The sequence below is a fragment of the Nocardioides cavernaquae genome, from assembly GCF_003600895.1.
GTDB classification, from domain to species: Bacteria; Actinomycetota; Actinomycetes; order Propionibacteriales; family Nocardioidaceae; genus Nocardioides; species Nocardioides cavernaquae.
Genome location: NZ_QYRP01000002.1, coordinates 3,089,507 through 3,103,953, shown reverse-complemented (window position 1 = coordinate 3,103,953; position 14,447 = coordinate 3,089,507). Strand labels below are relative to the sequence as shown.

13 protein-coding genes are annotated in these 14,447 nt (G+C 68.2%); all 13 read left to right on the top strand.

Translation table 11 applies throughout. The features are described 5' to 3' along the window. Positions 1 to 75: 75 nt before the first annotated feature. A complete protein-coding gene (locus tag D4739_RS14925; protein WP_120061346.1) occupies positions 76 to 1,086 on the top strand; it encodes an ABC transporter permease in 1,011 nt (336 codons plus the stop codon). A gap of 75 nt (positions 1,087 to 1,161) precedes the next feature. Next, positions 1,162 to 2,889: an ABC transporter substrate-binding protein gene (locus tag D4739_RS14920; RefSeq protein WP_120061345.1), complete on the top strand. Its 1,728-nt coding sequence runs from the start codon at positions 1,162 to 1,164 to the stop codon at positions 2,887 to 2,889. 117 nt (positions 2,890 to 3,006) lie between these two features. Beyond that, positions 3,007 to 4,023: an ABC transporter permease gene (locus tag D4739_RS14915; RefSeq protein WP_120061344.1), complete on the top strand. Its 1,017-nt coding sequence runs from the start codon at positions 3,007 to 3,009 to the stop codon at positions 4,021 to 4,023. 14 nt (positions 4,024 to 4,037) lie between these two features. Then, positions 4,038 to 5,114 (top strand): ABC transporter ATP-binding protein, encoded by a 1,077-nt coding sequence (locus D4739_RS14910; protein ID WP_120061939.1) that lies wholly within the window; start codon positions 4,038 to 4,040, stop codon positions 5,112 to 5,114. Then, a complete protein-coding gene (locus tag D4739_RS14905) occupies positions 5,111 to 6,253 on the top strand; it encodes an ABC transporter ATP-binding protein (RefSeq protein WP_476638910.1) in 1,143 nt (380 codons plus the stop codon). The genes D4739_RS14910 and D4739_RS14905 overlap by 4 nt, the downstream gene beginning before the upstream one ends. 83 nt (positions 6,254 to 6,336) lie before the next feature. Beyond that, the gene (locus D4739_RS14900) at positions 6,337 to 7,680 is read left to right on the top strand and encodes a replication-associated recombination protein A (protein WP_120061937.1); all 1,344 of its coding nucleotides are present in this window, start codon (positions 6,337 to 6,339) and stop codon (positions 7,678 to 7,680) included. Between the two features lie 62 nt (positions 7,681 to 7,742). After that, complete coding sequence (locus D4739_RS14895) at positions 7,743 to 8,228, top strand: hypothetical protein (protein WP_120061343.1); 486 nt, start codon at positions 7,743 to 7,745, stop codon at positions 8,226 to 8,228. After that, positions 8,225 to 8,539 (top strand): DUF6167 family protein, encoded by a 315-nt coding sequence (locus D4739_RS14890; RefSeq protein WP_120061342.1) that lies wholly within the window; start codon positions 8,225 to 8,227, stop codon positions 8,537 to 8,539. Before D4739_RS14895 ends, D4739_RS14890 begins: the two co-directional genes overlap by 4 nt. After that, complete coding sequence (gene alaS, locus D4739_RS14885; protein WP_120061341.1) at positions 8,539 to 11,220, top strand: alanine--tRNA ligase; 2,682 nt, start codon at positions 8,539 to 8,541, stop codon at positions 11,218 to 11,220. The genes D4739_RS14890 and alaS overlap by 1 nt, the downstream gene beginning before the upstream one ends. Then, a complete protein-coding gene (gene ruvX / locus D4739_RS14880) occupies positions 11,220 to 11,717 on the top strand; it encodes a Holliday junction resolvase RuvX (protein ID WP_120061340.1) in 498 nt (165 codons plus the stop codon). The genes alaS and ruvX overlap by 1 nt, the downstream gene beginning before the upstream one ends. After that, positions 11,714 to 12,928 carry an endolytic transglycosylase MltG gene (gene mltG, locus D4739_RS14875; RefSeq protein WP_120061339.1) on the top strand — a complete coding sequence of 405 codons (1,215 nt, stop codon included), beginning with the start codon at positions 11,714 to 11,716 and terminating at the stop codon, positions 12,926 to 12,928. Before ruvX ends, mltG begins: the two co-directional genes overlap by 4 nt. Then, a complete protein-coding gene (locus D4739_RS14870; protein WP_120061338.1) occupies positions 12,928 to 13,740 on the top strand; it encodes a shikimate dehydrogenase in 813 nt (270 codons plus the stop codon). The genes mltG and D4739_RS14870 overlap by 1 nt, the downstream gene beginning before the upstream one ends. Continuing rightward, positions 13,737 to 14,435 (top strand): prepilin peptidase, encoded by a 699-nt coding sequence (locus D4739_RS14865; protein WP_120061337.1) that lies wholly within the window; start codon positions 13,737 to 13,739, stop codon positions 14,433 to 14,435. Before D4739_RS14870 ends, D4739_RS14865 begins: the two co-directional genes overlap by 4 nt. Positions 14,436 to 14,447: the final 12 nt, after the last annotated feature.

Sequence of the window (14,447 nt, the reverse complement as noted above, 5' to 3'; positions counted from 1 at the left end):
GATCAGGGACGGGAGATCTCGGGCTTCGGTGCGCGACCTCCTCGTCCGTCCAGACGGATCAATGACGAGGTGACAATGACGCTGCCCGCTTCCGAGGTGGTGGCCCACGAGGCGACTCCCGTTGGTGAGGTCGAGCCCGAGGGTGCGAAGGTCGCCGGTCGTTCACCGACGCAGCTGGCCATCGCCCGGTTCCGCAAGGACAAGTTGTCGATGGTCGCGCTGGGCATCTGTGCGTTCTACATCATCTCCGCGATTCTGGCGCCGATCCTCGACAAGTTCGGAGTCCTGACTCCGAACGACTTCCACCAGGATCTGCTGAACATCTCCCTTGGCGGCATTCCGGAGGGCGCCATGGGCGGCGCCTCCTGGAGCCATCCGCTGGGCGTCGTTCCGGGCACAGGCAATGACCTGCTCTCACGGCTGATGCTTGGCATCACCTGGTCCCTGGGCATCGCGCTGACCGGCACGATCTTCACGTTGGTCCTGGGTGCGATCTTCGGCATCGTCTCCGGATTCTCAGGAGGTTGGGTCGACGCGATCATCGGTCGTCTCATTGACCTGACGCTCTCGTTCCCCCAGACGCTGATGCTGCTGGCGCTCTACGGGGCCGCGCTGATCTTCCTCACCGAGAACCTCCACATCGGCAACCGTGACCTGGCGAGTGCAGTCTTCGTCATCGGCATCCTGTCAGCCTTCGGGTGGCCGCCCGTGGCCCGTGTGGTTCGGGGACAGGTGCTCTCGCTTCGCGAGCGGGAGTACGTCGAGGCGGCGCGCCTCTTCGGCGCCTCGCGCTTCCGCATCTACTTCAAGGAGATCCTGCCCAATCTGTGGGCTCCGCTCCTGGTCTACTTCACGCTGCTCCTGCCGGCGTATGTCTCTGCCGAGGCGGCGTTCAGCTTCCTCGGGGTTGGCGTCAAGCCGCCCACCCCCACGCTCGGCAACATCCTGGCCGACTCGGTGTCCTACTCGACCGCAGACCCGAGCTTCTTCTTCTTCCCCGGTTTCCTCATCGCGATCATCGTCATCAGCTTCAACCTCCTCGGCGACGGACTACGGGACGCACTCGATCCCAAGTCCGGGCGCTAGACCCCATAGACCCCGACACCGTCCCGGTGCCGGAGGCTTCCGCAGAGCTGCGGAAGCACCTGAAAAGGAGATCAAATGGCCATCACTCGAAAGCCTCTCGCCGCACTCGCGGCAGCGGCTGTAGCGGTGTCCCTCGCCAGTTGCGGTGGCGCGAGCGACACGCCATCCGACGGCGACGCCAAGACGGGCGGCACGCTGTACTACGTGACCGGTCCGCGACTGGTGGAGCACTGGGACCCGCAGCGCATGTACATCGGACGTGACCTGACCAACGCGAACCGCCTCATCTACCGCTCGCTGGTCTCCTTCCCGGCGAGCGAGGACGAGAAGGAGGCGACGACGCCCGTCGCCGACCTCGCCACGGACACCGGCACCGCCACCGATGGCGGCAAGACCTGGTCCTTCACGGTCAAGGACGACGTGAAGTGGCAGGACGGCAAGGCAATCACGTGTGAAGACTTCAAGTACGGCCTGTCGCGCGGCTTCGCGACCGACGTCATCACCGGTGGCCCGAACTACATCCTGAACTACCTGGATGTGCCCAAGGGCAAGGACGGTCTTCCGCTCTACAACGGCCCCTACAAGGGCGACAACCAGGCGGACTTCGACAAGGCCGTCAGCTGCGAAGGCCAGACGATCACGTATCGCTTCAACAAGCCGTGGCCGGACTTCCCGCTGTCGGTTGCGTCGCTCGCCTTCGCGAACCCGTTCCGTGAGGACCAGGACAAGGGCAACGGCTCCAACTTCACGGTCTTCGCCAGCGGCCCCTACAAGCTCGACGGTGCCTGGAAGAGCGGCAAGGGCGGTACGTTCATCCGCAACACGGAGTACGACGCCAAGACCGACTCGACCGAGATCCGCAAGGCGCTCCCGGACAAGATCGTGTTCTCCGAGGGCAACCAGGACGAGGCTGTCTACGACCGCCTGTTCGCCGACGCGGGCAACGACAAGTTCGCGGTGACCGACCGCCGTGTCCCGCCGTCGTACTACTCGCAGCTCGCTGACGCCGGTGACCGCTACAAGCAGGTCGCGTCGCCGTACACCGACTACGTGCTGCCGAACTTCAACTCGCCCGTCTTCAAGAACAAGGACGTCCGCCAGGCACTCAACCTGGCGACCGACCGGACCGCGTGGATCAACGCGGGTGGTGGCCCCAAGGCCTTCCTTCCGGCGTACTCGATCGTGAACCCGGCTGTCCCGGGCTACGAGAAGAACCCGGCGTTCGCAGATGTCCCGCAGGCCGGTGACGCTGACGCGGCGAAGGCGCTCCTGACGAAGGCCGGCGTGTCCCTGCCGGTCAAGATCAAGTTCACCTACTCGGGTGGCACGCCGACCTCGGACAAGCAGGCCAGCGCACTGGCTGCCGGTTGGAAGAAGGCTGGCTTCGACGTTCAGCTCGACCCGCTGACCGACACCTACTACGACGTCATCCAGAAGCCCGACGCGGACTTCGACGTCACGTGGGGCGGCTGGGGCGCCGACTGGCCGTCCATCGGCACCGTCATCCCGCCGCTCTTCGACAGCCGCATCAACCTGACCTCCGCAAGCAACGGCCAGGACTACGGCAACTACAAGAGCGACGAGGCGAACAAGCTGATCGACGAGGCGCAGAGTGCGGCCACGCTCGAAGAGGCGAACGCCAAGTACGCCGAGCTCGACGCGTTCCTCGGTGAGGACGTTGCCTACATCCCGCTGGAGATCATGAACTTCAACTTCCTCCACGGGTCGAAGGTCAGCGGCTACATGAACACCGCTGCATCCAACGGTTACCCGGACCTCGGACCGGTCGGCGTCACCAAGTGACCGACCGGGCCTAGGCCCAACCGGCCGGGTGGTCCGCGTGAGCGGGCCGCCCGGCCATCCCGGAAGCAACTCCGTCCGTTTCTCGATCGGCCCCACCGGGCCGCAAGGTGGTCAAGCGTGTTCGCGTACGTCGTCCGGAGAACGCTCGTGGGCGTTGCCATGCTGGTGGTGATGAGCATGGTCACGTTCCTGCTGTTCTTCGCGTCCCCGATCGACCCGGCACGGCAGGCCTGTGGCAAGAACTGCTCTCCTGCACTGCAGGAGCAGGTCCGCAAGGCCCTTGGCTACGACGAGCCCGTGACGACCCAGTGGCTCGACTTCGCCAAGGGTGTCTTCGTCGGACGCGACTACCCCGATGACCCGGCGATCGCGGCCCAGAACCCGGACCTCGTCGCACACTGCCCGGCTCCCTGCCTTGGCTACTCCCAACAGCAGGTAGCGCCCGTCACCGACCTGATCAAGGACGCGCTGCCGATCTCGATCTCGCTTGCCATCCTTGCCTTCATCCTCTGGATGACCGGAGGGGTGCTCTTCGGCGTTCTCGCGGCGTTGCGCAAGGGCTCGTTCCTGGACCGCGCCATCGTCGGCATCTCGCTGCTCTTCTACGCCTTCCCGACCTTCTTCATCGGCTTGCTGCTTCTCAAGTTCGTCTCGGTCAAGTGGGGCCTGGTCCCTACACCGGAATACATCTCGATCCTTGATGGTGGGCTCTGGTCCTGGTTCCAGGGACTCTGGCTCCCATCGCTCACCCTTGCGCTCTTCTTCATGGCCGCCTACGTCCGCATGACTCGTGCCTACGTACTCGAGTCGACGACCGAGGACTACATGCGCACGGCCAAGGCCAAGGGCCTGGCGCCGGGCAAGATCGTCTTCAAGCACAACTTGCGCGCTGCCCTCACGCCGCTCGTCTCCATGGCCGGCATCGACTTCGCAGTGCTGCTCGGTGGAGCCATCATCACCGAGTCAGTGTTCAACTACCCGGGCCTGGGCAAGTTGGCCGTTCGTGCTGCCGTCGGCCAGGACCTCCCGACCACTGTCGGCATCGTGCTCGTGCTGGCCACCTTCGTGATCGCCGCCAACATCATCGTCGACCTCTTGTACGCCGTGATCGACCCTCGAGTACGGCTCAAGTGAAGGGAGCGGAGACCATGACAGACCAGATCAGCCGGTCCGGCTCCGTGCCGTTCCTCGCAGTTGAAGACCTCAAGGTTCACTTCCCGACTCCGGACGGCGTCGTCAAGGCCGTCGACGGGGTGACGTTCACGCTCGAGCGCGGCCAGACCCTCGGGATCGTGGGAGAGTCCGGCTCCGGCAAGTCCGTCTCGAGCTCGGCGATCCTGGGCCTGCACCGGGGCACGTCTGCCCAGGTCAGCGGTCGGATCCTGCTTGAGGGCACGGATCTGCTCTCCCTGGATGAAGAGACCATGCGGCGCCACCGTGGTCGCAACGTGGCCATGATCTTCCAGGATCCGCTCTCGTCGATGCACCCCTACTACACGGTCGGCAACCAGATCCAGGAGGCCTATCGGGTGCACCACCCCGAGGCCTCGAAGAAGGTGGCGCGGCAGCGCACGATCGACATCCTCGGTCGCGTGGGCATCCCGCAGCCCGATCGCCGGGTCGATGACTACCCGCACCAGTTCTCCGGAGGCATGCGTCAGCGCGCGATGATCGCGATGGGTCTGGTGAACGACCCAGGACTGCTGATCGCCGACGAGCCGACAACAGCACTCGACGTGACGGTGCAGGCTCAGATCCTCGACCTGCTGCAGGACCTCCAGCGCGAGTTCGACTCCGCCATCATCATGATCACCCATGACCTGGGTGTGGTCGCAGAGATGGCTGACGATGTGTTGGTCATGTACGCCGGCAAGGGCGTTGAGCACGGGCCTACCAAGGAGCTTCTGACGCACCCGGAGATGCCCTACACGTGGGGTCTGCTCTCCAGTGTCCCGGATGTCACCGCCGACACCTCAGCGAAGCTGATCCCCATTCCGGGATCACCGCCGAGTCTCCTGAACCCCCCGAGCGGATGTTCCTTCCACCCGCGGTGTGCGTTCACGGAGAAGGTGGGTAGCAATCTGTGCCGCACTGAAGTTCCGTTGCTCCTGCCGAGCGCGCGAAACCCGGAGCACCTGAAGCGCTGCCACCTCGCCAACCCCGATGAGATCTACGAGGCGGAGATCCTGCCCGAGATTGCCCCTGACCTGGTGGAGGACAAGTGACCGACCAGCCGCTCCTCGAGGTCGAGGACCTCCAGATGTACTTCCCGGTCAAGGAGACCGGAGTCATCAAGCGCACCGTCGGCCATGTGCAGGCCGTGGACGGCATCTCCCTTCAGCTCGAGGCGGGCGGATCGCTCGGCCTGGTCGGCGAGTCGGGGTGTGGCAAGTCGACGACAGGCCGCCTGATCACGCGGCTCTACGAGCCGACTGCCGGCTCGATCCGGTTCGAGGGTCGCGACATCACGCACGTCTCGGAGAGGCAGCTGAAGCCGATCCGGCAGGACATCCAGATGATCTTCCAGGACCCCTATACGTCGCTGAACCCGCGACACACGGTCGGCTCGATCGTTGGTGCTCCGCTCGAGATCCACAAGGTTCTGCCCAAGGACAAGATCCTCCCGCGGGTGCAGGAGCTGCTCGAGATCGTCGGCCTCAACCCGGAGCACTACAACCGCTATCCGCACGAGTTCTCCGGTGGCCAGCGCCAGCGCATCGGCATCGCCCGGGCGCTGACACTGCAGCCGAAACTGCTGGTCGCTGACGAGCCGGTCTCTGCTCTCGACGTGTCGATCCAGGCCCAGGTGATCAACCTCCTGCAGGACGTGCAGAAGGAGTTCGGCATCGCCTTCCTCTTCATCGCCCACGACCTGGCGATCGTGCGGCACTTCTGCCCCGAGGTCGCTGTGATGTACCTGGGCAAGATCGTGGAGATCGCAGACCGCGAGACGCTCTACTCCCGACCGCACCACCCCTACACGCAGGCACTGCTGTCGGCTGTTCCCGACGTGAAGCAGGCAGCCATCGGTGGCCGCCGCGAGCGCATCCGGCTCACGGGCGACGTGCCCTCGCCCATCAATCCGCCGTCGGGGTGCCGGTTCCGCACGCGCTGCTCGCTGGCGCAGGAGATCTGTGCCAGGCAGGAGCCGCCGCTGCTGCAGGTCGGCAAGCGGCACAAGGTCGCCTGTCACTTCGCGGGCACGATCGGCGCCCACCCGGTGGAGCCGCTCACGGCGCGGCTGCTCGGTGTGGACGACCACGGAAACCCGGACCCGGGTGCCTCACCGGTGGACATGCCGACCGGTCCGGGCTTCGCGGACACCTGGTTCGATGTCGGCTCGCGCACGATCGTGAAGGTCTGATCACGCTGCTGGTCCTTGTGCCGGGGCTCTGAGTCACGGCACCTAGGGTGGGCCTTGTGGACACGGTGGACGGACTCTTCGACATGGGCGGCGGGCCTGCCCCCAGCGCGGGCTCGCTCGGTGCCAACACCCATTCGTCCGCGCCGCTCGCGGTGCGGATGCGTCCGCGCACCCTCGATGAGTTGGTCGGCCAGTCGCAGCTGCGCGCACCCGGGTCGCCGCTGAGGCAGCTGGTCGAGGGCGACCAGTCGCTGTCACTGCTGCTCTGGGGGCCGCCGGGCACGGGCAAGACCACGATCGCCTCGATTGTCTCCCAGCAGACCGACCGCCGCTTCGTCGAGATCTCGGCGGTGTCGGCGGGTGTGAAGGAGGTGCGTGCCGCGATCGACGGTGCCCGCCGCGAGCTCGCCGGGGGTGGCAAGGAGACGGTGCTCTTCGTCGACGAGGTGCACCGCTTCAGCAAGGCGCAGCAGGACGCGCTGCTCCCGGGAGTCGAGAATCGCTGGGTCAGCCTGGTGGCCGCGACCACCGAGAACCCCTTCTTCTCGGTCATCTCGCCGCTGCTCTCGCGCTCGCTGCTGCTGCGGCTGAGCTCGCTCACCGACGACGACGTACGCCGCGTGCTCGACGACGCGGTCGTCGACGAGCGCGGTCTGGCGAAGGAGTTCACCCTCGACGACGACGCCGCCGACCACCTGGTCCGGCTGGCTGGCGGCGATGCCCGCCGTGCGCTCACCTACCTCGAGGCGGCCGCGGGAGCAGCCCGCAGCGGGGGAGCGAAGACGATCAGCCTCGAGTCGGCCGAGGCGGCCGTCGACCAGGCAGCGGTCCGCTACGACCGTCAGGGTGACCAGCACTACGACGTCATCTCGGCCTTCATCAAGTCGATCCGCGGCTCCGACGCAGACGCTGCGGTGCACTACCTCGCGCGCATGATCGAGGCGGGGGAGGACCCACGCTTCATCGCTCGCCGGCTGGTGATCTCGGCCAGCGAGGACATCGGCCTGGCTGACCCGACCGCGCTGACCACCGCGGTTGCCGCGGCGCAGGCCGTGCAGCTGATCGGCATGCCCGAGGCACGTCTCAACCTGGCCCAGGCCACGATCGCTCTCGCGGTCGCGCCGAAGTCCAACGCCGCCTACGTCGCCATCAACGAGGCACAGGCCGACGTGCGCGCCGGGAAGATCGGCTCCGTGCCGCCACACCTGCGTGATGGCCACTACGCCGGCGCGGAGAAGCTGGGTCACGCGGGCGGCGCCGCGACGCCGTACATCTACTCGCACGACGCGCCCTTCGGTGTGGCCGAGCAGCAGTACCTGCCTGACGTGCTCGCCGACGCCGAGTACTACCGCCCGACCGAGCTCGGAGCCGAGGCTGCAGTGAAGCAGCGGTGGGAGCGGGTACGCCGCATCATCCGCGGTCGCTGACCTCCCGTGCCGCATCCGAACTGCCGCGTCTCCTGCGTGGCGGGCGCGATAAGGTCTGGGGCGTGAATCCCACCCTCCTTCTCGCTCTGGTGCTGGTCGTCCTGGTGACGCTCGCCGGGGTGCTGGCAGCGCTGCTGCTGAAGGAGCGTGCGCGGTCACGCGAAGCGCTGGCGAGGACCCGCTCCGAAGCCGCCGAGCTCCGGGCGCGGGTGGATGCACTCGCCGCCCATGCCGCGGCTCAGGATCGCGCCCGCAGGGAGCCCGAGGAGTTCGTGATCACGCACCTCGGAGAGCCCGAGCCCGAGGACTACGTCGGGCCGACAGCAACGCGCATCGACGGCAAGCTCTTCGCCGACCTGGTGCTGCGCGAGTCGCTCGTGAAGGCAGCTGCCCTCACCCACGGCGTACGCCGCGCCCTGGCGCCCGAGACCCGCAACCGGATCCGCTTCGAGATGAAGCGTGAGGTCAAGCGGGCGAAGCGTTCCCGCAAGGACGAGTTCCGCCAGGTCCGCGACGAGATGCGTGCTCGCGCGCGGGCGGCCCGATGAGCCGGGCACTCTGGTTCGTCGCCGGTGCCGGAGCCGGCGTCTACGGCATGGTCAAGGCCCGCCGCGCACAGCAGGCACTGACACCTGACGGGCTCCGCGACCGGGCAGGATCGCTCGCACTGGGAGCCCGGATGCTCCGGGACGAGGTCGCCCAGGCGAAGGCCGAGAAGGAGCTCGAGCTCCGCGAGCGGCTCGGGCTGCCCCAACTGGCGAGCGCAGCGAAGCCCGCCCCACAGCTCGCGCGAAGCGCCGATCACCCCCTTGCAATCAGCACCGACTCACCCAGCACAGACAGCAGAGGAACTTCCTGATGGAGACCGCCGAAATCCGCCGCCGCTTCACTGCGCACTTCGAAGCGGCCGGCCACACGGTCGTCCCGTCGGCATCCCTGCTGCTCGACGACCCGAACCTGCTCTTCGTGAACGCCGGCATGGTGCCGTTCAAGCCGTACTTCCTCGGCCAGGCGACCCCGCCCTACGCGCGCGCCACGAGCGTGCAGAAGTGCATCCGCACGCCCGACATCGAAGAGGTCGGCAAGACCACGCGCCACGGCACGTTCTTCGAGATGTGCGGCAACTTCTCCTTCGGTGACTACTTCAAGGAGGGCGCGATCGAGCTCGCCTGGGAGCTGGTCACCAAGTCGCAGGCCGACGGTGGCTTCGGCCTCGACGAGTCGATCCTCTACCCGTCGGTGCTCGACGGCGACGAGGAGGCGGTCGCGCTCTGGAAGCGCATCACCGGACTCCCGGACGACCGCATCGTGCGGCTGCCCCCGAAGGAGAACTACTGGTCGATGGGCGTGCCCGGCCCGGGTGGTCCGTGCTCGGAGATCCTGATCGACCGCGGCCCCGCCTTCGGCGCCGACCGTGACTGGGACGCGGGCGACCGCTACCTGGAGTTCTGGAACCTCGTCTTCATGCAGGACGAGCTCTCCGCGGTCCGCTCCAAGTCGGACTTCGACATCGCGGGCCAGCTGCCGAAGAAGAACATCGACACCGGCATGGGCCTGGAGCGGGTTGCCTACCTGCTGCAGGGCAAGGCCAACATGTACGAGACCGACGTCGTCTTCCCGGTGATCGAGAAGGCCATGGCGCTGACCGGCAAGACCTACGGCAAGTCCTACGAGGACGACGTACGTTTCCGCGTGGTGGCGGATCACATCCGCTCCTCGATGATGCTGATCGCCGACGGCGTGACGCCCGGCAACGAGGGCCGCGGCTACGTGCTGCGCCGCCTGCTGCGCCGCGCGATCCGCAACGTGCGCCTGCTCGGCTACGAGGACCCGGCGCTGCCGCAGCTGATGCCGGTCTCCCGCGACAAGATGGGCGAGACCTACACCGACCTGATCCTCGACTGGGACCGCATCTCGCGCGTCGCCGATGCCGAGGAGGAGGCGTTCCGCAAGACGCTCGCCGCGGGCACGCAGATCTTCGACCTCGCTGCTGGCGACGTGAAGAAGGCCGGCGGCACCACGCTCGCGGCCGACAAGGCGTTCGCGCTGCACGACACCTTCGGGTTCCCGATCGACCTGACCCTGGAGATGGCCTCCGAGGCCGGGCTCGACGTCGACGAGCAGGGCTTCCGCTCGCTGATGACCGAGCAGCGCGAGCGGGCCAAGGCCGACGCCCGCGCCAAGAAGGGCGGCCACGCCGACCTCACGGTCTACCGCGGCATCCTCGACGCCTCCGGTCCGACCGAGTGGCTCGCCTACTCACAGCTCGAGACCGAGTCGAAGTCCGTTGCGCTGCTGCGCGAGGGCAAGTCGGTCAGCTCGCTCGCCCATGGCGAGATCGGCGAGCTCGTGCTCGACCGCACACCGTTCTACGCCGAGTCCGGTGGCCAGGCCGCGGACGCCGGCATCATCGAGTTCGACGGCGGCCGGCTCGAGGTCGTCGACGTCCAGCGCCCGGTCAAGGGCCTCGTGGTCCACCAGGTGCGGGTCGTCGATGGCGAGTTCACTCCTGGCGCTGGTAGCCAGAGCCTCCACGCCCAGGTGGACAAGGAATGGCGGGTCGGTGCCCGCCAGGCGCACTCCGGCACCCACGTCGTCCACGCCGCCCTGCGCGAGGTGCTCGGCCCCACCGCGCTGCAGTCGGGTTCCTACAACCGTCCCGGCTATCTCCGCCTCGACTTCGGCTGGACCCAGGGCCTGTCCCAGGGCCAGGTCAAGGAGCTCGAAGAGGTCTCCAACAACGCGCTCCGCGCCGACCTCCCGGTCGCGTGGGACTACATGACACTGTCGCAGGCCAAGGACTGGGGCGCGATCGCGCTCTTCGGTGAGACGTACGACGACACGAAGGTCCGCGTCGTCGAGATCGGCGGCCCCTGGTCGCGTGAGCTCTGTGGTGGCACGCACGTCGACCACTCCTCGCAGATCGGCACCATCGTGATCACCGGCGAGGCCTCGGTCGGCTCCGGCAACCGTCGCATCGAGGCACTGACCGGTGTCGAGGGCTTCGCCTACCTGGCCCGCGAGCGCGACCTCGTCTCCCAGCTCAACACCATGCTGAAGGTCCAGCCCGACCAGCTGGTCGGGCGCATCGAGGACATGGTCGAGCGCCTCCGCACGGTGGAGAAGGAGCTGGAGAAGGTCCGCGTGGCCCAGCTGCTCGCCTCTGCCGGCTCGCTCGCAGCGGGCGCGAAGGACATCAACGGCGTCAAGGTGATCGCGCACCGTCTCGACGGCGCCGGCGGCAACGACGTACGCACGCTCGTGACCGACGTCCGCGGCCGTTTCGCTCCCGGCGACGCGGTGGTCGTGGTCGGGATCGGCGTTGCGGACGGCAAGGTCTCCGTCGTCGCCGCGACCAGCGAGGCGGCGCGCGCCGAGGGGCTGTCGGCCAACGACCTGCTCCGCGCGGTCAGCCCGCTCGTCGGGGGCAAGGGCGGCGGCAAGCCGGACATGGCCCAGGGCGGCGGCACCGACGCCACCCAGGTCGACGCGGCGCTTGCGCTGGTCGAGTCCGAGGTCGCCCGCACGGTCGCCGGCTGATGCGTTTCGGCGTCCGGCTCGGCATCGATCCCGGGGATGCCCGGATCGGGGTGGCACGCTGCGACCCGATGGGGATCATCGCGACGCCCGTCGAGACCGTGCCCCGTGGCGACGGTGACCTGGCCCGGATCGCAGCGATCCTCACCGAGGAGAACGCCGTGGAGATCGTCATGGGGCTGCCGCGTTCGCTCTCCGGAGCCGAGGGGCCTGCCGCCGTGAAGGTGCGGGAGTTCGCGATCGCGCTGGCGCGGCACGTTGCTCCGGTGCCCGTGAGGCTGTGTGATGAGCGTCTGAGCACGGTGACCGCCGAGTCCCAGCTCCGCTCGCAGGGGCGGAAGGGCCAGAAGCGGCGTGCCGTGGTGGACCAGGTCGCTGCGGTCGTGATCCTGCAGAACGCGCTCGAGACCGAGCGTGCCCGCGGGACCGCGCCCGGCGAGCTCGTGGACCTGGACAGCGCAGTCGAGAAGACCGAGATGACCGAGGGGACCGACGGGTGACCGACGAGCAGCGACCTGACGAGCAGCGACCTGACGAGCACAGCACCGAGACCGATCTTGCGGGTGCCCTGGGCCTCAGCGAGCACGGGCACAGGCGCGGCGAGGCCCCGGCGCGCAAGCGTGCGGGTGCCGGATGCATCCTGCTGCTGGTTCTCGTCCTCCTCATGGGCGGCGTTGCCTGGGTCGGCCTGACGAAGGGCGTCGACTGGGCTCGTGACCAGTTCGCTGCCCCTGCCGACTACCCCGGCCCCGGCACCGATCCGGTGCTCGTCCAGGTCGAGGCCGGCGACACCGCCGACCAGATCGGTCAGACCCTGAAGAAGGCCGGCGTGGTCGCATCCGCCGGTGCCTACATCGACTACGCGCGTGCCCACGAAGTCGCCTCGGCCACCATCCAGGTCGGCTACTACGAGGTGAAGAAGAAGATGAGCGCCGCCGAGGCGTTCACCGCACTGACCGACCCGCGCAACATCCGCACCGACCGGGTCGCTGTCCCGGAGGGGCTCCGCGTCGTTGACGTGGTCGACCTGCTGGTGAAGAACACCGAGTTCACCAAGCGGGAGTTCAACCGGGTGCTCGCCAGGCCGGCGAGCATCGGGCTCCCGGCGTACGCAGGCGGGAAGGCGGAGGGCTACCTGTTCCCCGCGACGTACGCCTTCAGTCCTGACGCCAAGCCTGTCGACATGCTCAAGGCCATGGTGGACCGCTGGAAGCAGGCGGCCGCCGACGTGGACCTCGAGGGGTCCGCGAAGAAGCTCGGCTACACGCCGCACCAGCTGATGACGATCGCCTCGCTCGTCGAGGCCGAGGGCCGTGGCGACGACATGCCGAAGATCGCGCGGGCCATCCTCAACCGCCTCGAGGGGCCGGGGGACAAGGGCGGCACCAACGGCCTCCTGCAGATCGATGCGACGGTCAACTACGCGCTGAACCGCAAGGGCACGATCACGGTGCTCGACGGCGACCGGGCGCGCGCCGCCTCCAGCCCGTACAGCACCTACGCGCACGTCGGCCTGCCGCCGGGGCCGATCGAGGCACCCGGTGACGCTGCCCTCGAGGCTGCGGCCCACCCGGCCACCGGCGATTGGTACTTCTGGGTCACGGTCAACCTGAAGACCGGCGAGACCAAGTTCGCTTCGACGTACGCCGAGCACAACCGGAACGTCGAGGAGTACCGCGAGTACTGCCGCACGCAGTCGGATCGCTGCTGATGAAGTGTGCGGTGCTGGGTGATCCGGTCGCCCACTCGCTGTCGCCGACGCTGCACCGGGCGGGGTACGCCGCGCTCGGGCTCGACTGGACCTACAAGGCCCGCCGGGTCGAGGTCGGGGCACTTGCCGACTTCCTCGCCGGACTCGATGACGAGTGGCGTGGCCTGTCGCTGACGATGCCGCTCAAGCGCGAGGCGATCGCGCTGGCCGAGAACGTCTCCGACCGGGCCCGTCTTGCGGGCGCGGCCAACACCCTGCTCCTCAACACCGAGGGCGTGACCGCGGACAACACCGACATCCCGGGGGCCGCGGCCGCGATCCGCGAGCACTACTCCGGGCCGGTGCGCGTCGCCACGATCCTGGGCGGCGGCGCGACGGCGACGTCGGCCGGGCTGGCGCTCTGCGACCTGGGCGCGACCGAGATCAGGCTCCTGGTCCGCTCGCCGGAGCGCGCGGCCGAGACGGTCGACGCGATCCGCCGGCACGCGTCGGCTCCGTCGGTGATCGTCGGCTCGCTGACTGAGGACTTCGCCGAAGGTGAGGTCGTCGTCTCGACGATCCCCGCCACGGCCCAGGACAACGCCCTGGTGGGTCGCTGCAGCGAGGTCCCCGTCGTCTTCGAAGTGCTCTACCACCCGTGGCCCACCCCGCTGGCCCGCGCAGCGCTGGCGTCGGAGCGCGTCCTCGTCGGCGGCCTCGACCTGCTCGTGCACCAGGCCGCGCTGCAGTTCGCACTCTTCACCGGGGAGCCTGCGCCACTGGAGGCCATGCGCACCGCCGGCGAGGTGGAACTCGCCGCGAGGTCGCAATGACCGTCGGCCTGCCCTGGGGCACGTTCGACGTCACCGCTGCGCTCGTGTGCGCGCTCGTGGCCGCAACCGCCGGATGGTTCGTCCCGCGTGTCATCGCGATCCTGCCCGAGCCGCCCTCCGGATCCGAGGAGAAGATCCCGTACGCCGAGCTGGCCGCCCGCCCCGGGCTGGCCTGGCAGTGCGCACTCGCCAGCGGCCTGTCCGGCGCGGTCCTCGGCGGAGCGCTCGGCTGGCACTGGGCGCTGCTGTTCCTCGTGTACCTGTGCCCGGTCGGCGTCGCGCTCGCCTATATCGACTGGCGCACGCGTCTGCTGCCCACGGCGCTCATCGGCCCGTCATACCTCATCGTCGGCACGCTCATCGTCGTCGCCGCGCTGCTCTCCTGGGAGCCGAAGCGGATCATCGCCGCCGCGATCGGCTGGCTGATCCTCGGCGGGCTCTACTGGCTGCTGTGGCGATTCACGCCCGGCATGGGCTACGGCGACGTACGCCTCTCCGGCCTGATCGGCCTGGCCCTCGGGTTCGTGGGGATGCCCGCGCTGATGGCCGGGGCGTACGCCGGGTTCGTGCTCGGCGTCGTTGCCTGGGTGCCCATGCGGTTGCTGAGGCTGACCACCGACCGCATGTACCCCTTCGGACCGTTCATGCTGCTCGGCGTGCTCGTGGGGGTCCTCTGGAGCGTCTACCCGGCGTAGCGTTGTCGCCGA

Coding starts and splice junctions, on each gene's coding strand:
- D4739_RS14865 (WP_120061337.1), top strand. CDS start 13,737: ATGACCGTCGGCCTGCCCTGGGGCACGTTCGACGTCACCGCTGCGCTC.
- D4739_RS14870 (WP_120061338.1), top strand. CDS start 12,928: ATGAAGTGTGCGGTGCTGGGTGATCCGGTCGCCCACTCGCTGTCGCCG.
- alaS (WP_120061341.1), top strand. CDS start 8,539: ATGGAGACCGCCGAAATCCGCCGCCGCTTCACTGCGCACTTCGAAGCG.
- D4739_RS14925 (WP_120061346.1), top strand. CDS start 76: ATGACGCTGCCCGCTTCCGAGGTGGTGGCCCACGAGGCGACTCCCGTT.
- D4739_RS14910 (WP_120061939.1), top strand. CDS start 4,038: ATGACAGACCAGATCAGCCGGTCCGGCTCCGTGCCGTTCCTCGCAGTT.
- D4739_RS14900 (WP_120061937.1), top strand. CDS start 6,337: ATGGGCGGCGGGCCTGCCCCCAGCGCGGGCTCGCTCGGTGCCAACACC.
- D4739_RS14920 (WP_120061345.1), top strand. CDS start 1,162: ATGGCCATCACTCGAAAGCCTCTCGCCGCACTCGCGGCAGCGGCTGTA.
- D4739_RS14890 (WP_120061342.1), top strand. CDS start 8,225: ATGAGCCGGGCACTCTGGTTCGTCGCCGGTGCCGGAGCCGGCGTCTAC.
- ruvX (WP_120061340.1), top strand. CDS start 11,220: ATGCGTTTCGGCGTCCGGCTCGGCATCGATCCCGGGGATGCCCGGATC.